At 39.0% G+C, this 16,499-nt stretch carries 17 protein-coding genes; 12 read left to right on the top strand and 5 right to left on the bottom strand.

What is annotated here, in order from left to right:
• The first annotated feature begins 150 nt into the window (after window positions 1–150).
• The 3 genes from QPX86_RS20425 to QPX86_RS20435 all read left to right on the top strand — a co-directional run bounded on the left by QPX86_RS20425 (window position 151) and on the right by QPX86_RS20435 (window position 2,033).
• Entirely contained in the window at window positions 151–498 is a 348-nt protein-coding gene (locus QPX86_RS20425; protein WP_220754426.1) for a hypothetical protein, read from the top strand.
• Window positions 499–582: 84 nt separating this feature from the next.
• Entirely contained in the window at window positions 583–1,485 is a 903-nt protein-coding gene (locus QPX86_RS20430; protein ID WP_285163770.1) for a 1,4-dihydroxy-2-naphthoyl-CoA synthase, read from the top strand.
• A 350-nt stretch (window positions 1,486–1,835) separates the two neighbouring features.
• Complete coding sequence (locus QPX86_RS20435; RefSeq protein ID WP_220754424.1) at window positions 1,836–2,033, top strand: DUF2061 domain-containing protein; 198 nt, start codon at window positions 1,836–1,838, stop codon at window positions 2,031–2,033.
• 32 nt (window positions 2,034–2,065) lie between these two features.
• On the opposite strand, the gene QPX86_RS20440 is transcribed toward QPX86_RS20435, so the two are convergent.
• A complete protein-coding gene (locus QPX86_RS20440) occupies window positions 2,066–3,265 on the bottom strand; it encodes a potassium/proton antiporter (protein ID WP_220754423.1) in 1,200 nt (399 codons plus the stop codon).
• Between the two features lie 559 nt (window positions 3,266–3,824).
• Here QPX86_RS20440 and QPX86_RS20445 point away from each other — a divergent pair.
• The 9 genes from QPX86_RS20445 (at window position 3,825) to QPX86_RS20485 (ending at window position 11,117) form a co-directional block, all read left to right on the top strand.
• On the top strand, window positions 3,825–4,634 hold the full coding sequence (locus tag QPX86_RS20445; protein ID WP_220754422.1) for a phosphate ABC transporter substrate-binding protein: 810 nt from the start codon (window positions 3,825–3,827) through the stop codon (window positions 4,632–4,634).
• 99 nt (window positions 4,635–4,733) lie between these two features.
• Window positions 4,734–5,639, top strand: a complete 906-nt coding sequence (gene pstC, locus QPX86_RS20450) for a phosphate ABC transporter permease subunit PstC (RefSeq protein WP_220754421.1) — start codon at window positions 4,734–4,736, stop codon at window positions 5,637–5,639.
• Between the two features lie 2 nt (window positions 5,640–5,641).
• Entirely contained in the window at window positions 5,642–6,535 is an 894-nt protein-coding gene (gene pstA, locus QPX86_RS20455) for a phosphate ABC transporter permease PstA (RefSeq protein WP_285163771.1), read from the top strand.
• A 143-nt stretch (window positions 6,536–6,678) separates the two neighbouring features.
• Window positions 6,679–7,428: a phosphate ABC transporter ATP-binding protein PstB gene (gene pstB / locus QPX86_RS20460; RefSeq protein WP_220754419.1), complete on the top strand. Its 750-nt coding sequence runs from the start codon at window positions 6,679–6,681 to the stop codon at window positions 7,426–7,428.
• Between the two features lie 194 nt (window positions 7,429–7,622).
• On the top strand, window positions 7,623–8,180 hold the full coding sequence (locus tag QPX86_RS20465; protein WP_285163772.1) for an outer membrane beta-barrel protein: 558 nt from the start codon (window positions 7,623–7,625) through the stop codon (window positions 8,178–8,180).
• A gap of 61 nt (window positions 8,181–8,241) precedes the next feature.
• Window positions 8,242–8,493 (top strand): hypothetical protein, encoded by a 252-nt coding sequence (locus QPX86_RS20470; RefSeq protein WP_220754417.1) that lies wholly within the window; start codon window positions 8,242–8,244, stop codon window positions 8,491–8,493.
• A gap of 237 nt (window positions 8,494–8,730) precedes the next feature.
• On the top strand, window positions 8,731–9,090 hold the full coding sequence (locus QPX86_RS20475) for a hypothetical protein (RefSeq protein WP_220754416.1): 360 nt from the start codon (window positions 8,731–8,733) through the stop codon (window positions 9,088–9,090).
• A 162-nt stretch (window positions 9,091–9,252) separates the two neighbouring features.
• Complete coding sequence (locus QPX86_RS20480) at window positions 9,253–10,119, top strand: AraC family transcriptional regulator (protein WP_285163773.1); 867 nt, start codon at window positions 9,253–9,255, stop codon at window positions 10,117–10,119.
• Window positions 10,120–10,322: 203 nt separating this feature from the next.
• A complete protein-coding gene (locus QPX86_RS20485) occupies window positions 10,323–11,117 on the top strand; it encodes a nuclear transport factor 2 family protein (protein ID WP_407696612.1) in 795 nt (264 codons plus the stop codon).
• Window positions 11,118–11,211: 94 nt separating this feature from the next.
• On the opposite strand, the gene deoD is transcribed toward QPX86_RS20485, so the two are convergent.
• From deoD to QPX86_RS20505, 4 genes are all read right to left on the bottom strand, one after another.
• Window positions 11,212–11,922 carry a purine-nucleoside phosphorylase gene (deoD, locus tag QPX86_RS20490; RefSeq protein WP_055025445.1) on the bottom strand — a complete coding sequence of 237 codons (711 nt, stop codon included), beginning with the start codon at window positions 11,920–11,922 and terminating at the stop codon, window positions 11,212–11,214.
• 55 nt (window positions 11,923–11,977) lie between these two features.
• Window positions 11,978–13,204, bottom strand: coding sequence for a NupC/NupG family nucleoside CNT transporter (locus QPX86_RS20495; RefSeq protein WP_285163775.1), 1,227 nt, complete (start codon window positions 13,202–13,204; stop codon window positions 11,978–11,980).
• A 490-nt stretch (window positions 13,205–13,694) separates the two neighbouring features.
• The gene (gene glmS / locus QPX86_RS20500; RefSeq protein WP_285163776.1) at window positions 13,695–15,524 is read right to left on the bottom strand and encodes a glutamine--fructose-6-phosphate transaminase (isomerizing); all 1,830 of its coding nucleotides are present in this window, start codon (window positions 15,522–15,524) and stop codon (window positions 13,695–13,697) included.
• A 41-nt stretch (window positions 15,525–15,565) separates the two neighbouring features.
• Window positions 15,566–16,339: a DeoR/GlpR family DNA-binding transcription regulator gene (locus QPX86_RS20505; protein ID WP_220754411.1), complete on the bottom strand. Its 774-nt coding sequence runs from the start codon at window positions 16,337–16,339 to the stop codon at window positions 15,566–15,568.
• Window positions 16,340–16,499 lie beyond the last annotated feature (160 nt).

The raw sequence follows: 16,499 nt of genomic DNA on the forward strand, positions 1-16,499 counted from the left end.
AAAAGGGGCAAAATAAGTGGCAGTTACCGAAAAACGTTATCGATTTTAAATAAAAAACGCTACCAACTGCTACACACTCGTGTATAGAGTGTTAATTGAGTATATTATACTCGTATAATTCATGGTTATTCACTTTAATTGGACTAAAAGATGAGAGGTTGGATCCTTATTGCACTGATTGGCGGTGTTATTTACTACTTTGCGACTGAAACAGATAAATTAGATGAACCAATTGCTGAAATTCAATCAGTACTAAATAGTGCTGATGAAAAGGTGACGTCAATGACTGGCACCAAAATAATTAGAAAGAGCGATAAAGTCATTGCTATGCCATCTGGTGTTCTTGAAAGACTAACATCAAAAGAGGCTATAGAATTTAAAGCTATTTTTACTGATAACAACACAGTTGCAGCTTTTGATAATGAGTATTGCGGTTTTGGTGCAAGACACCCTATTTTTGGCAAAGAGAACCTGCAATTAATCTGCGATAAAATATAAATTTAACTTTCCTGACATCTGTCAATTGACCTGAGATTTAATTCAGCCTAGCCTTTGGATATTCGATTGAAAAAGGCTAGTAAAATGACACAACAGGTTTCTGATATATTTGACCCAACACTTTGGGACACTGTAAGTGGCTTCGATTTTGAAGACATCACTTATCATCGCGCTAAAGACCAAGGTACGGTTCGTATTGCAATCAATCGTCCTGATTGTCTTAATTCTTTTCGCCCAAAAACCGTTGATGAGCTTTATACCGCTTTAGATCATGCTCGCCAATGGTCTGATATTGGCTGTGTATTGCTAACAGGTAATGGACCATCAGCCAAAGGCCAGTTTTCTTTCTGTGCTGGCGGTGATCAACGCATTCGTGGCAAAGACGGTTATAAATATGAAGGCGCTGAAGAAGGCAAACCTGATGTTGCACGTATGGGGCGCTTACATATATTAGAAGTGCAACGCTTAATTCGTTTTATGCCTAAGGTTGTTATTGCTGTTGTACCTGGTTGGGCTGTAGGTGGTGGGCACAGTTTACATGTAGTGTGTGATTTAACATTAGCATCGAAAGAGCATGCTGTATTCAAGCAAACCGATCCTGATGTAGGTAGTTTTGATTCGGGTTACGGTAGTGCTTATTTAGCCAAAATGATTGGCCAAAAACGCGCCCGTGAAATCTTCTTCCTTGGCTTTAACTATACGGCTGATGAAGCATTTGATATGGGTATGGTCAATCGCTCAATTCCTCATGCTGAACTAGAAACAGAAGCATTATCATGGGCAAAAGAGATCAACAGTAAATCACCAACAGCAATGCGTATGCTTAAATACGGCTTTAACTTGCCAGATGATGGGTTAGTTGGCCAACAGCTATTTGCAGGCGAAGCAACACGTCTTGCTTATGGTACAGACGAAGCTCAAGAAGGTCGTGATGCATTCCTTGAAAAGCGCGATCAAGATTTTTCTAAGTTTCCTTGGCACTATTAATTCTAATATCAGAATTAATACAGTAAGCAAAAGATGAAAACTTAATGCTTTAACTTAAATACTGCCTGCTTAGTCATTTCATAATGATAACCCTCTGCCTTAATTGGGAGGGTTTATGTTATCTAACAAACATTTGCACTTTCCCCCACCAGAACACCAATTTGTTCTATCTATAAATCATTAATAAATGAAAAAACATCTCATTTACAGGGATTTTTCACGTCATTAAAAGATGGTTTAAACACTAATCGAATAAACCTTTTGTTGTAATTGATAAAAAAAACTTTAAATAGTAATGAGAATTGTTATCATTAAATCAATTGAACAATATTAACTACAAGGGTTATCTCATGAAAAAGACCATCTCATTTGCTATTTTGCACTTCAGCGTTGCCTTTACTATCACTTACTTATTAACTGGCAGCATTGTTATTGGTGGGGCCGTCGCCTTGATTGAGCCAGCAGTAAACACTGTAGTATTTTATTTTCATGACAAAGTTTGGAACAAAATTGAGGCTAATGATTTAGCGAATGCAGCCACGGCATAGCCTCAATTTAAAGTGTAGTAAGTAGATTGCCACTATTTTGGTGGTGTTTCTTTCTCTAAGCCTAACTTATTTGCTAATGGCGCTATCGCACCGCCTTGAATAAAGATAGAGAACAATACAAAAAAGAACACCATATGGACTATATCGATAGCACCAGGTACACCTGCAGCAGCCGGTATAAGTGCAAACACAATAGGAGTCGCACCTTTTAAGCCAATCATTGATATAAATAGACGCTTTTTCCAGCTTGCTTTTACAAAAGGTAAATAGCACATCTGCACCGCTAGTGGTCTAGCTACAAATATCAGCAATAAACCTGGGATAATTGAAACCCAAAATACTGTCATTAATGTTTGTGGGAAAATCTGAAGCCCCAACACAATGAACATCAATGCCTGTGCTAGCCAAGACAAGCTATTAAAAAAGTGCAAGTTAACTTGTTGGCCACGTTTAATACCATTGCCTATCACCACACCTGCAATATAAGAAGCCAATAAGATATTACCACCTAATAAGTCTGCACCATAGGTAGCAATAATAAAGCTGGCTAAGACAAATACAGGGATCAAACCATACTCAGATAAACTAATTTTACTCAATAAAGTAACCGCAATTTTGCCGATTAAGAGTCCTGCAGCAACTGCGACAAATATCTGGGTGACTAAATCAAGACTAAGTGAAGAAAGTGATACCGATTGAGTTGATGATAATGCCATCTCAGTCAATACAATCACCATCAACATAGCAACAGGATCATTGGTTGCTGATTCAAACTCCAACACTGTATCGGTTTCTTCTTTTAACTTAAGCTTTTTTGATTCCAAAATTGAAAATACAGCTGCCGCATCAGTAGAGGACACCACTGCAGCAAAGAGTAAACAAATAATAAAATCAAAATCGAGTAGCAAATAGAGGATACCTGCAAATATCACTGTGGTAAAAATCACCCCAAACGAAGCTAATACACCTCCTTCTTTATAAGCGACTTTTATTTTTGCAGTCGAAGTATTCAAGCCACCGACAAAAACAATCACATTTAAGGCCAGCCCGCCTATCCATGCGGTTTTATCTAAGTTGTCATATACAAAGTTAAATTCACCATTACCCAATGACAGCCCTACACCCATAAAAATAAATAGTGATGGAATACCAAGAGTTCGAGATGGGTGATGTAATAGAATGCCAATAACAACCAGAATAGACATTCCAATCATGATCATCTCGGTTGTCATAAAGCCCGCCTTTAAGAAATTAAGTTAGAGTGTGTTGATGTTTTGCCTTTCAGGAATAAAAGACAAAGTTATAAGCTTTGTGAGTTTTATAACTAAATCGATAATTAAGCTCGACTGTAATAAAACTTTAATAAAATAATTAATGAGAATTAATTTGTGCACAATATAGCATTTATCGCGCCCTCAAACTTAAAATAGACTTAAAAAGCTATTAACACAAAACTTTATTTACGCCCCAGCGAGATCCAAAAAGCACCACCAACCAGCATAAGTAATGCCTTGCGCATGTTTAAGTTAATTTAAGAAAACCTGATAACTTTTTACTGAATTATAGTTAATAAAGATAAATGATTAACATTAAAATAACACTACAAAAACATAATCTTAGATACCACCTATCGAAAAGATAGCGACATTTTTCACTGTAACTTAACTGTCATATTGATCTGTCTTAATGCACTCGCTTCAAATTACAGCGCTGAATGAAGCACGCTAACTTCCAATATCCAAGACGGGTATTAAGTACAAATTTAAGTCCAAATAATAAGTGGAACTTGTGATGAAAAAAGTGATTGGTTTATTAACTGCTGTTGGTTTAATGACGGCACCTCTTGTTCAAGCTGGTACAGTTACAGTATCTGGTTCAACATCTGTTGCACACGTTATGGAAGTGCTAGCAGAGAATTATCAAAACACAGCGAAAAAGAACGTTGAAGTGCAAAGCACAGGTTCTTCTGCGGGTATTCGTGCTGCGAAAGACGGCACCAGCATGATTGGTATGTCTTCTCGTAACATTAAAGAAAATGAACTAAACGACAATACAAAAGAAATCGTTATTGCTCGTGACGGTATTGCTGCAGCAGTAAACAAAGCAAACCCTGTTCAAGACTTAACTCAAGAGCAAATTTCAAAAATCTACCGTGGTGAAATCAAAAACTGGAGCGAAGTTGGCGGCGAAGCACGTCCTATCGTTGTAGTAACTCGTGAAAACGGTTCTGGTACTCGTGGTGCTTTCGAAGAAATCATGGACCTACAACGTACAGTAAACGGCCATAAAGTAACGGCTATTACTCCTACTGCTCAAGTAGGTAACGGTAACGGCATGATCAAGACAATCGTTGCTAACAACCCATTTGCTATTGGTTATATTTCACTGGGTTCAGTTGATGATTCTTTAGTTGCTCTAAGTGTAGGTGGTGTTGAAGCTACTGATAAAAACATCGCAACTGGTGACTACCAAATCGCTCGTCCATTCATCGTATTAGTGAATGACCAGCCACATCCAAATGCACAAGGCTTCCTAGACTTCATCATGTCAAATGACGGTCAAAGCATTGTTGCTGAAGAAGGTTACATCCGCGTTCAGTAATTATTGAACTAAATATCTTAAGAGGAGCTTATGCTCCTCTTTTGTAATTTCTAAAAAAATTAAAACTACTTAATCATCAGTACGACCTCGAGGCATATGATGAATACAGCAACTAAAGTCCAACCACAAGGACTGCAACTTGCACCTAAAAACGCCATAGACATTAAAGAAATCTTCTTTCATGGCCTATTCCTATGTTGCGCTATGGTTGGCGTTCTATCTGTTTCCACCATTGGATGGTTTGTATTTAACGAAGGTTTACCTGCATTTAAAGAAGCAGGCGTTACTGAGTTTGTAACAGGTAAAGAATGGTTGCCACCAGCGTTATATGGCATACTCCCGATGATTGTCGCCTCAATCATCTCTACTGCTGGCGCCGTTATGATTGGTGTTCCAATCGCAATTCTTACTGCGGTATTCCTCGCAGAAATTGCTCCAAAATGGTTAGCAGATCTCGTTAGACCCGCTGTTGAACTACTCGCTGGTATTCCATCTGTTGTTTACGGCTTTTTCGGGTTGGTGATTATTGTCCCAGCTATCGAAACCCTATTTAATATTCCTGCTGGTAACACGCTATTAGCAGGGATCATTGTATTAGCAATCATGATTTTGCCAACCGTCATTACTATTTCAGAAACCTCAATCAGAGCCTTACCTTCTGTTTATAAAGAAGGTGCATTAGCACTTGGGGCATCGCATGTTTACAGTATTTTTAAAGTATTAATTCCTGCTGCTAAAAGCGGCATTTTAACGGGTGTAGCACTTGGTGTTGCACGTGCGATTGGTGAAACCATGGCCATTATTATGGTAATGGGCAACGCTCCAGCAATGCCTGGCTCTATTTTAGAACCAGCAAGAACACTAACAGCAAACATCGCAATGGAAATGTCATACGCAACTGGCATCCATTCGAGTGCATTGTATGCAACAGGTATCGTGTTATTAGCTTTTATTGTGCTACTTAACGGTTCACTGCTATATCTAAATCGCAAGAGAGCGTACTAATCATGTCTAAGTTTACTCAATCAAACTCGACGATTTCGACACTAACAGGCTCAAAATCATTACTGTCGAGAGAGAACCAAGATAAATTACTTCATGGTGCTATTTGGGCTGCAGCAGGCGTAACCATTTTATTCCTGTTATGGGTTGTGTGGCATATCCTTTCAAATGGTTTAAGTCATGTAAGCTGGGAGTTTATTACTGGGGCTTATACCCGAATTGGTGAAGCATCGGGCATTTGGGCAATGATTGTCTCAACGGTGTACATGGTATTGCTTTCACTCGCTTTCGCCGCACCAATTGGGATTATGACTGCGATATACCTTACTGAATATGCAAAACCTGGCAGTAAATTTGTACAGGTTATCCGTTTTTGTACTGAATCATTAGCGGGTATTCCATCAATTGTTTACGGCTTATTTGGTATGACATTCTTTGTTACTACCTTAGGTTTAGGATTCTCAATCCTCTCAGGTGCGTTGACATTAGCAATGCTGATTTTACCAGTGATTATTCGTACCACTGAAGAAGCGTTAATGGCAGTTCCTATGAGCTACCGTGAAGGCGGTTATGCATTAGGTAGCAGTAAAATTTACACCATTTGGCGCTTGATTTTACCAAGTGCTTTACCAGGCATTGTTACGTCAGTCATTTTAAGTACTGGCCGAGTAATTGGAGAGTCAGCACCGGTATTTTTAACTGCCGGTATGGTGACTCAAATACCTGACTCTGTAATGGACTCAGGCCGAACATTGACTGTTCATTTATATAAGTTAACTCAAGAGTTATTTACTCAGCATGAGTGGGATCAAGCTTATGCGACTGCAACCATCTTGATTGTACTCGTATTAATGCTGAACTTAGCGACCAAAGTGATTGCAGGTCGATTAAATAAATAAATCTAATCACTATTTACTTAAACGCCTTAAACAATAGGCAATAAATAGTTATTACATCATGAGATATGTGCACAAAGCACGCTGTACTCATAAAACGAACAGTAAATAACACGTAAAAAGTCGTGTTATATAAAGGCCAGATAATGAACAAATTACAAGTAAACAACTTAGACTTATTCTACGGCGAGAACCACGCGTTAAAAGATATCTCAATTAATATTCCGTCTCGTCAGGTAACGGCACTAATTGGGCCATCTGGTTGTGGTAAGTCAACCCTACTAAGAACCCTAAACCGAATGAACGATTTAGTTGCAGGGGTGAAAATTACCGGTACCGTGGCATTTGAAGGTGAAGATATTTATGCCGACGTAGATGTTAAACAGCTTAGAATGCGCGTTGGTATGGTTTTTCAAAAGCCAAACCCTTTCCCAATGAGTATTTATGAAAACATCGCATTTGGCCTTAAAGCCCAAGGCGTTAAAGATAAAGCCGTATTAGATAAAGTTGTTGAAGACTCATTACGTGGTGCAGCGTTATGGGAAGAAGTGAAAGATCGCTTAAACACTCCAGCATTTGGTCTTTCTGGCGGTCAGCAACAACGTTTATGTATTGCCCGCGCTATTGCGATGGAGCCAGAAGTTATCTTAATGGACGAGCCCACCAGTGCACTTGATCCTATCGCAACCCATAAGATTGAAGAGTTAATGGATGAATTACGTAAAAAGTTCACCATTGTTATCGTGACTCACTCAATGAACCAAGCAAAGCGCATCTCGGATAGAACAGCTTTCTTCTGGATGGGTGAATTAGTAGAGCAAGGTGAAACGCACCAAGTATTTAATAACCCACAAGACTCTCGTACTCAGGGTTATGTTAGTGGAGAGTTTGGTTAATACGATGGTGTTAAATTATCACTAAATAGTTAGAAATAAAAAAGCCTTCAATATGATATTGAAGGCTTTTTTATTTAATCAAACAAATTGTTTCATCAACCAAAAACTAAAACGTCAATGACATGCTAACTGGCTTTTAACCTTGATATAAAGACACGCCAATTTTTAAGGCTGATAGTTCAAGGACACTTAAAGTGAAATACATATTCCTCATCATTATGTTGCTAGTTTCTGCTTTGACCACAGCTGAGGAACTTATTGACGAATCTCATCAAGTTATCAGTTTAGGTGGTGGGTTAGGAGTATCTCGCTGGGCTGAAGCACATGGGTTTGATGAAGAAATATTAAACTTAAAACATCATTATGAAGTCGCTTACCGTTATCAATTCAATCCTAGCTGGGGAAGCGAAATAGGCTACATGTATCAAAAAATAACTGGCTCTTTTATTTTATCCCCGTTAACCAGTGCATACGTAGATAAAGTATCTAGCTTTCGTCTTGCGGTTGTATACTCGCAGCCATTATCACAACGATCTTCTTTCTTATTTAAACTAGGTGTTGCCCAATATAATGTCATTGCAAATTTAAGATATGATGATGAGCATGTGGATACTGATAATGAAGGTATTGGAGCATTAACATCCTTAGGTTGGCGATATAATTTTGCATCAAATTACGAGTTTTCTTTGGTTTATACCTATCAAAAGTTTGATACGAATACTGTAACCGCAAATTTTGGTTATCGGTTCTAGTCACTATCAACTCTACTGCGTTTGATTTACCATTTAATCCTCAACCATATTAGGAGTTATTTTGGCTAAACCCAACGCTAAAGGACCAACCCGCACCGTCGATATTTTTTGTGCTAAATGTAAAAACCAGCTATTTAAATACCGCAAGGGTGGAAAAGGGGCATTAGTTAAATGCTTCAAAGAACGCATTGTAGACGACTACACTAAAACCCCTTGTGTGTGTCCACAATGTGAAACACCTTTTGCTCGAGATACCTTAGTTCGCGGCACGCCTGCTTTTAAAATGATTGGCGGCAAAGTGACGATGAGATAGACAGTGAAGAAATAGTGAAGTGACTTAAGTGACACCACACTAAACCCTTGGTATTCACTCTGTTTAGTCTCCAGTAACGACTTAAACAGCTTTTATTCCCTCTTTAATAGATAAAAAAGACTAAAAACAATCAAGCTCTAGAGTTCAGTAACAATATGGGTACCGATATTTAGCTAACCTCTCTAAAAATGAATTCGACTTTGTATAGAAAAACTTAGTTTTACTTGAGGTAACCAAATGAAAAAATTACTCTCTGCAGCTATTGTTAGCTGTTTACTTATGGGCTCGGCGTCTGCAAATCAACAACTTTCAACTGAAGATGCGATTGGCATGGCGGGGTTAATGGTCTGCGATGTTTTTTATAGTGATATTGTTTCAGAAGAATCCAATACTAAGGCCGATATCATCAGAAAACTAATGGCAGTAAAATATAAAACAGGCATTGCAGATATGATGATGACGCAAAAAACAAGTGATGAATTAGATTTTTATATTTCACATTTCAATTCATCTGATGATAATCAAAAGAAAAGTTTATGCGCAGAGGCTATTCAATACTCTCAAGACAGCAGTGTTGCCAGTTTAGGAATGAGGTAATAACTCTATCACCTAAGTATTTACCTAAGTATTTACCTAAGTATTTACCTAAGTATTCACATATTATCGCGCAACCTAATCATGATGAACTTTCATCCCATGACTTGCTAGGGAGTGTCTAATTCCACTACACTTTTATGATTGAACTAGTGGAGTTTAACGTTGAATATACCCGATATTGGCTTTAACCATCAGCAATCAGATGAGGAAGAACTTGAGATAATTGATCTTGTATCATTATATCAAAGAGCCAATATCGACCACGACCCACGGCTCCCTCATAAAGTGAACTTCTTTATGCTCATTTATATTGAGCAAGGCGAAGGCGTTCACATGATTGATTTCAATGATTACCCTTTCTGTGCAGGCTCTGTCTTACTGGTTCAGCGAGAACAGGTTCATGCATTTGATTTTTCTACTAAGCCGCAAGGTAAAGTGCTTATTTTCACACAGGCATTTTTAGATCAAGTCCATGCCAATATGCGCTTACCTAAATACACCCCAACACACCTTAACCAACAGCACTCACCACTATTAAAACTTGATAAACAAACTTACCAGCGAACCCGTTTATTGCTTGAGCAAATCACTATTGAGTTTAATCATCAACAAACTGATCCTCTCATCGTTATGTATCTGTTCTCAACGCTGGCATTGATATTACATCGATTAAGGCCTGCAGCGAAACATGACAACATGTCATTAGAGCAAAATGTAAAACTTGCACGCTTTTTTGAGTTAATGCAGCAACACTTCCGGAAAACTCGAGATGCAAGCTGGTATGCCAACCAAGTTAATACCACTTATAAAACCTTAAATCACATTTGTAAGCTGGCAACAGGATTAACTGCTAAACAAATGATTGATGCTTTTACTGTTATAGAGATCAAACGACATATAGTCATCAGTAAAAAGCCTTCTCAGCAAGTTGCTTATGATTTTGGTTTTGACGATGCCAGCAATTTTGTTAAGTACTTTAAAAATCAAACTAATATCACACCAAGTCAGTTTTTAAAGCAGGTTGGATAATAATAAACATCCTGCTTTAGGTTCGATATTCACCATTTTTACACTCAAATACACTCTGCCAAGTGACTCCAGCGATCGCTAATATTGTTCTCAAGCAAATTGAGGACAACACAATGACAACACCTAATCTTGTTAAACATTCACTTTTAGCGGCCAGCCTTTTGAGCCTTATCGCATGCACATCAAATCAGGAAGTAATCACTATGACAGACTCAAGCGCACAAACATTATCTAATAAGCAAAAAGCAGTAGCGGTTATATCAAGTATCGAAACGGGCGAGCAAACAGCGATTGGTTACATCAATCCAGAAAAGTATATCCAACATAACTTAGCTGTTGCCGACGGATTAGCAGGGTTCGGGGCTGTACTGCAGCAACTCCCTAAAGGAAGTGCAAAAGCCAAAGTTAAACGTGCATTTCAAGATGGTGATTACACCTTCACTCACACAGAATATAACTTTTTTGGTCCTAAAGTAGGTTTTGATGTATTTCGCTTTGAAGAAGGTAAAATTGTTGAGCACTGGGATAACCTGCAAGCAATCGCCCCCGCTAATCCAAGTGGTAGAACGCAGCTCGACGGTGCGACTGAAGTAACCGATTTAGATAAAACTGATTCGAATAAAGCGATTGTTGCTGATTTTGTCACAACCATATTAATGAAAGGTGATATGAGCAAGATTAATCAATTTATTGATAATGATGACAATGCTTATATTCAACACAACCCAGCAATTGCAGACGGCCTTAGTGGCTTAGGTAAAGCGTTAGGTGAACTTGCTGCTGCGAATATGCCTATGGTGGTCAGTAAAAACCATAAAATACTCGGAGAAGGTAACTTTGTATTATCGATTAGTGAAGGAACCTTTATGAATCAGCATGTTGCTTTTTACGATTTATTTCGCTTAGATAACGGCAAAATAGTTGAACACTGGGACACCATTGAAACCATTCCCGCTCAAACAGAATGGCAAAACAGTAACGGTAAATTCGGCTTTTAATATTCAGCTTAATCACCGATAAAACAACAATGCCGAACTTATTTCGTAAAAGAAGTAAGTTCGGCATACTTATGTTCAAGCAGAATGAACTCGGTTAATCGATATGACTAACTGCCTCTAAAGTCAGTTTAATCATTTCATTTAACGTTTGTTGACGTTCTTCCGCTGTTAAGTGAAGACCTTGTCTAATATGATCGGTCACTGTCATCATAGCAAGTGCTCGAGCGCCATATTCTGTTGCGACGCCATAAAGACCTGCCGCTTCCATTTCAACACCTAAAATGCCGTATTTTTCCATCAAGTCATATCGGCTTTCATCTTCACAATAGAATAAATCTGAAGAATATAGATTACCTACGTGATAACTTGCACCTTGTTTTTCAGCAGCATCGGTCGCTAAACGCAGCAAACCAAAATCAGCAATCATGGCAAAGTCAGTATTAGCAAAGCGAGTGCGGTTTACAGTTGAGTCAGTACTCGCCCCCATTGCCATTACCACGTCCATTAATTTAATTTTGTCACTGACGGCACCACAAGAGCCGATACGAATAATATTTTCAACGCCATATTCAGTAATGAGCTCTTTAGCGTAGATAGAAATCGATGGGATGCCCATACCGGAGCCCATAACAGAGATAGTTTTACCATTATATTCGCCTGTGTAACCCAGCATATTACGTACATCTGTCACAAGTCTTGGGTTATCTAAAAAGTTTTCTGCAATGTATTTTGCACGTAACGGATCGCCAGGCATTAATACTGTTTTAGCGAAAGCGCCCTCTGGGGCATTAATGTGTGGGGTCATGCTCTTACTCCAATGTTGCCAACTAAGACCTTAGCTGGCATAAAAATATTAGTGTCTAGTTAGCTAAACTAAATAATAAGCCTGCAATGGTTCCGCTCATTAAGTTAGCTAATGCTGCAGCAATCAATGCTTTCATACCAATTTCACTTAAATCATGGCGGCGCTCAGGGCACAGAGCGGCCAGTCCACCAATCACCATGGCTAATGAGCCAAGGTTAGCGAAACCACATAAAGCAAAACTGATGATAATTTGAGTTTTAGGTGACAAATTTTCAGCGACTTTTAAGAAATCAATATAAGCAACAAACTCATTGATCACCATTTTCTGGCCAATAAACGAGGCAGCTTGAGTCGCCTCACTCCACGGCACTCCCATTAACCAAGCTAATGGTGCTAAAAAATAACCTAAGATTGCTTGCATGGTGATATCACCATGACCAAACCAACCACCAACACCACCAATTAAGCCATTAACCATGGCTATTAAGCCAACAAAGGCAATTAGCAGAGCTGATACCGCAAGCACTTGTTGCATCCCCATAGCTGCGCCGCTTGCTGCTGCATCCAATACATTGGTAGGCTTGTCTTCTTGCTCATCCATGACTTGCTTAATATCATTGCGTGGCGTTTCTGTTTCAGGCCACATTAACTTAGCAAAGAGTAATCCAGCTGGAGCCGTCATAAAGGCTGCGGTGAGAACGTATTTAATGTCCACGCCCATTTGTATGTAACCAATCATAGTGCCACCAGCAACAGAAGCTAAGCCACCTGTCATCACAGCAAACAACTCTGAACGGGTCATATGTTTAACAAACGGTCTCACCATTGATGGCGCTTCAATAGGGCCGACAAAAATATTGGCGGTTGCTGATAATGATTCAGCACGGCTAGTGCCTAATAATTTAGAAAGTCCACCACCAATAACGCCGATAATCAGTTGCATAATGCCGAGGTAATACAGCACAGCAATCAAGGCACTAATAAACACCACAACAAACAGAACGTTAATAACAAAGATAAAACCAACACTGAATTTAGCTAAATCACCAAATACAAACGCTAAACCTTCATTACCATAGTTGATCACATGCATTACTGCGCTAGATGCGCCATCCAACATGCTTTGCCCTATCGGTAAATACATGACAAATGCACCGAATGCGATTTGAAATGCAAGCGCTCCAAGTACCGTTCTTGGCTTAATTGCACTGCGTTTTTCTGACAATAAAATAGCTAAACCAATCAAGGCACACATGCCTAGTAAACTGATGAAAACTTCCATACATTTTTGACTCGTGAAACGATTTGATACATGCAGTTTATCGAGCAAATAAACGGACTCAAGCCTTGTTTCTTGTCAGAAATAACTATTTTAGTAAAAGATAAGAAAGTGGAGAAAATGCCGAAATAGCACCTAAAAAACCAAAACAAATACAGCATTTAATAAATATGAAAAACACATAAAAACCACAAAACAAACATTTCCAAATCAATCCATAAGATGTGTAAACATTCACTTTTCCCCCAGTAGATAGGCAATTTTCAATTAAACAAATTTTCGGTCTATTGATTGTGTTATTGGCATATCAATTCTGAAATTAAACTACTTTAAATTGAGTAAAATTAGCGCATTTTGGCGCTTAAGAAATACAAATAAAAAAACTCCACATAAGTAAGACTTACGTGGAGGTTTAAAGGCTGCACTAATCACAGTTATGATGCGTGAGTTTTATTTTAACTGTGCACGAGTGTTTTGCTAACAAGCCAAAATATTATTCTACCGTGACTGATTTCGCTAAGTTACGTGGCTGATCCACATCAGTGCCTTTAATTAATGCCACATGATATGACAATAACTGTAATGGAATGGTGTAGATAAGCGGCGCCATAAACTCATCGCAATGTGGAACCGGAATCACCTTCATGGTGTCATCAGATTCGAACTCTGCATCTTTATCAGCAAAGACGTACATTAAGCCACCACGGGCACGGACTTCTTCAACATTTGATTTAAGCTTTTCAAGCAATTCATTATTTGGCGCGACAACAATAACCGGCATATCGGCATCAATCAGTGCTAATGGGCCGTGCTTTAACTCACCCGATGCATAAGCTTCAGCATGAATGTAAGAAATTTCTTTTAACTTAAGCGCACCTTCCATCGCGATTGGATATTGATCACCACGACCTAAAAATAAAGCATGGTGCTTGTCAGCAAAGTCTTCTGCAAGTTCAGCAATCGCATCATCTAAACTTAACGCTTGCTCTACTTTAGCAGGCATAGATTGTAAGCTTTGAGTGATCTCAGCTTCCATCTCTTCAGTCATGCCGTTATGACGACCAATTGCAGTGGTTAGCATTAATAAACCAGCAAGTTGTACTGTAAAGGCTTTCGTCGATGCCACACCAATTTCAACACCGGCTTTCATCATATAAGCCATATCAGACTCACGAACTAATGAAGAACCCGGCGCATTACAGATAGTTAAGGTCGCTTTATAGCCCATCTCTTTTGCTAAACGCATCGCTGCTAAGGTATCTGCAGTCTCACCAGACTGAGAGATAGTCACTAACAGGCTGTTAGGGAACATATGTGATTTGCGGTAACGGAACTCAGACGCAATTTCAACATTACACGATACGCCAGCCCAGTCTTCTAACCAATAACGGGCTGCCATACCAGCATGATAACTGGTACCACATGCTATAATTTGCACGTGCTTTATGTCTTTTAAAAATTCTGCTGCATTGTCACCAAATGCTGAATCTAACACTTTACCAGCAGCAATTCGGCCTTCAAGCGTATGGGCAATTGCTGTTGGTTGCTCATAAATTTCTTTAAGCATGTAATGACGATACTCGCCTTTATCGCCTGCATCATGAGTCACTTCAGATTCTTTTACCTCACGCTCAACCGGATTACCATCAACATCAAAAATACTGACTTCACGACGGGTAATTTCAGCGACATCACCTTCTTCTAAAAAGGCAAATGAACGTGTTACAGGTAATAGTGCTAACTGATCAGAAGCAACAAAGTTCTCGCCTAAACCATAACCGACAACCAATGGGCTACCACTGCGAGCAACGACCATACGTTCGCTATCACGACGATCAACAACAACTGTTCCGTAAGCGCCTTCAAGCTGTTTTACTGTGGTCTGTACTGCAGCAAGTAACGTGTCATGGTTTTTTAATTCATGGTGGACTAAATGACAAATCACTTCTGTGTCAGTATCTGACGCGAAGGTATAACCTAAGCCTTTTAACATATCACGCAGTTTATTGTGGTTTTCAATAATACCGTTGTGCACGACCGCGATATCACCTTCCGATAAATGAGGGTGTGCATTACGTTCACTCGGTTCGCCGTGAGTTGCCCAGCGAGTATGGGCAATACCTGTTCCACCAGCTAACGGAGAAGTTGCTAGTGCATCATCTAGTTCTTGTACCTTACCGACTCGACGAGTACGTCCTAATTCACCTTGATTGATGATGGCAACACCAGCGGAATCATAACCTCGATACTCAAGACGCTTTAAGCCTTCTACTAAAATTTCTGCCACATCCCTTTGCGCTACTGCACCTACAATTCCACACATAATTTAATACCTAATTTATAAAACTAATTTATAAAACTAATTTATTTGTTTTTATATGGCGCTAATAAGACTTTAACGCCATATTGAGTAATTTTGTTGACCATATCCGCAGGTAATCGGTCATCAGTCACTAAAACACTGATGTTTTCCCAAGCAAGCTCGAGGTTAGGAATTCTGCGACCAAACTTATCAGATTCAAGCATCACAATAACCTCTCGTGATACTTCTGCCATCACTTTACTGAGACCAGTTAATTCATTAAACGTAGTTGTTCCACGCTCAAGGTCAATACCATCAGCACCAATGAAGAGTTGATCAAAGTTATAAGAGCGCAGTACTTGTTCGGCAATTTGTCCTTGGAAAGACTCAGAATGCGGGTCCCAAGTACCACCGGTCATCAATAAAGTCGGTTCATTTTCTAATTCATGAATAGCATTCGCTAATTGCAGGGAATTAGTCATGACTAATAAGCCCCGCAAATTATCAAGCTGCTGAATAAGACCTGATGTTGTACTGCCACTATCAATAATAATGCGATTATGATCTTTAATAAGTTGCGCGGCCTTTTTAGCAATCGACAACTTATTTGGGGCAATTTTAGCGCTGAACGGTTGAGTAGCTTCATCAGGTACAGCAACAGCGCCTCCATAGCGGCGTAATAACAGCCCAGCTTCCTCTAAAGTAGCTAAATCCTTTCGAATAGTGACTTCAGAAGTTTCAAAACGTAACGAAAGATCATCGACGCTTACCTCACCTTGCTGAGATAAAATACTGATAATATTATTTCTACGCTGCTGAGTGTTACGTTTATTCATATTAACCATAAGTTTCGTTTCGAAAGATAATTATAATCAATCGAAACTTTATTGACAATATTTCAAACAATTAATATCCAGTTTCGTTAGGCATAAAAAAACGGCCTGCTTTAACAGACCGTTTATAAATTTGATTAATAGACTGATTTTATGTCAGTTT

The organism is Shewanella goraebulensis (genome assembly GCF_030252245.1).
Taxonomy (GTDB): Bacteria; Pseudomonadota; Gammaproteobacteria; order Enterobacterales; family Shewanellaceae; genus Shewanella; species Shewanella goraebulensis.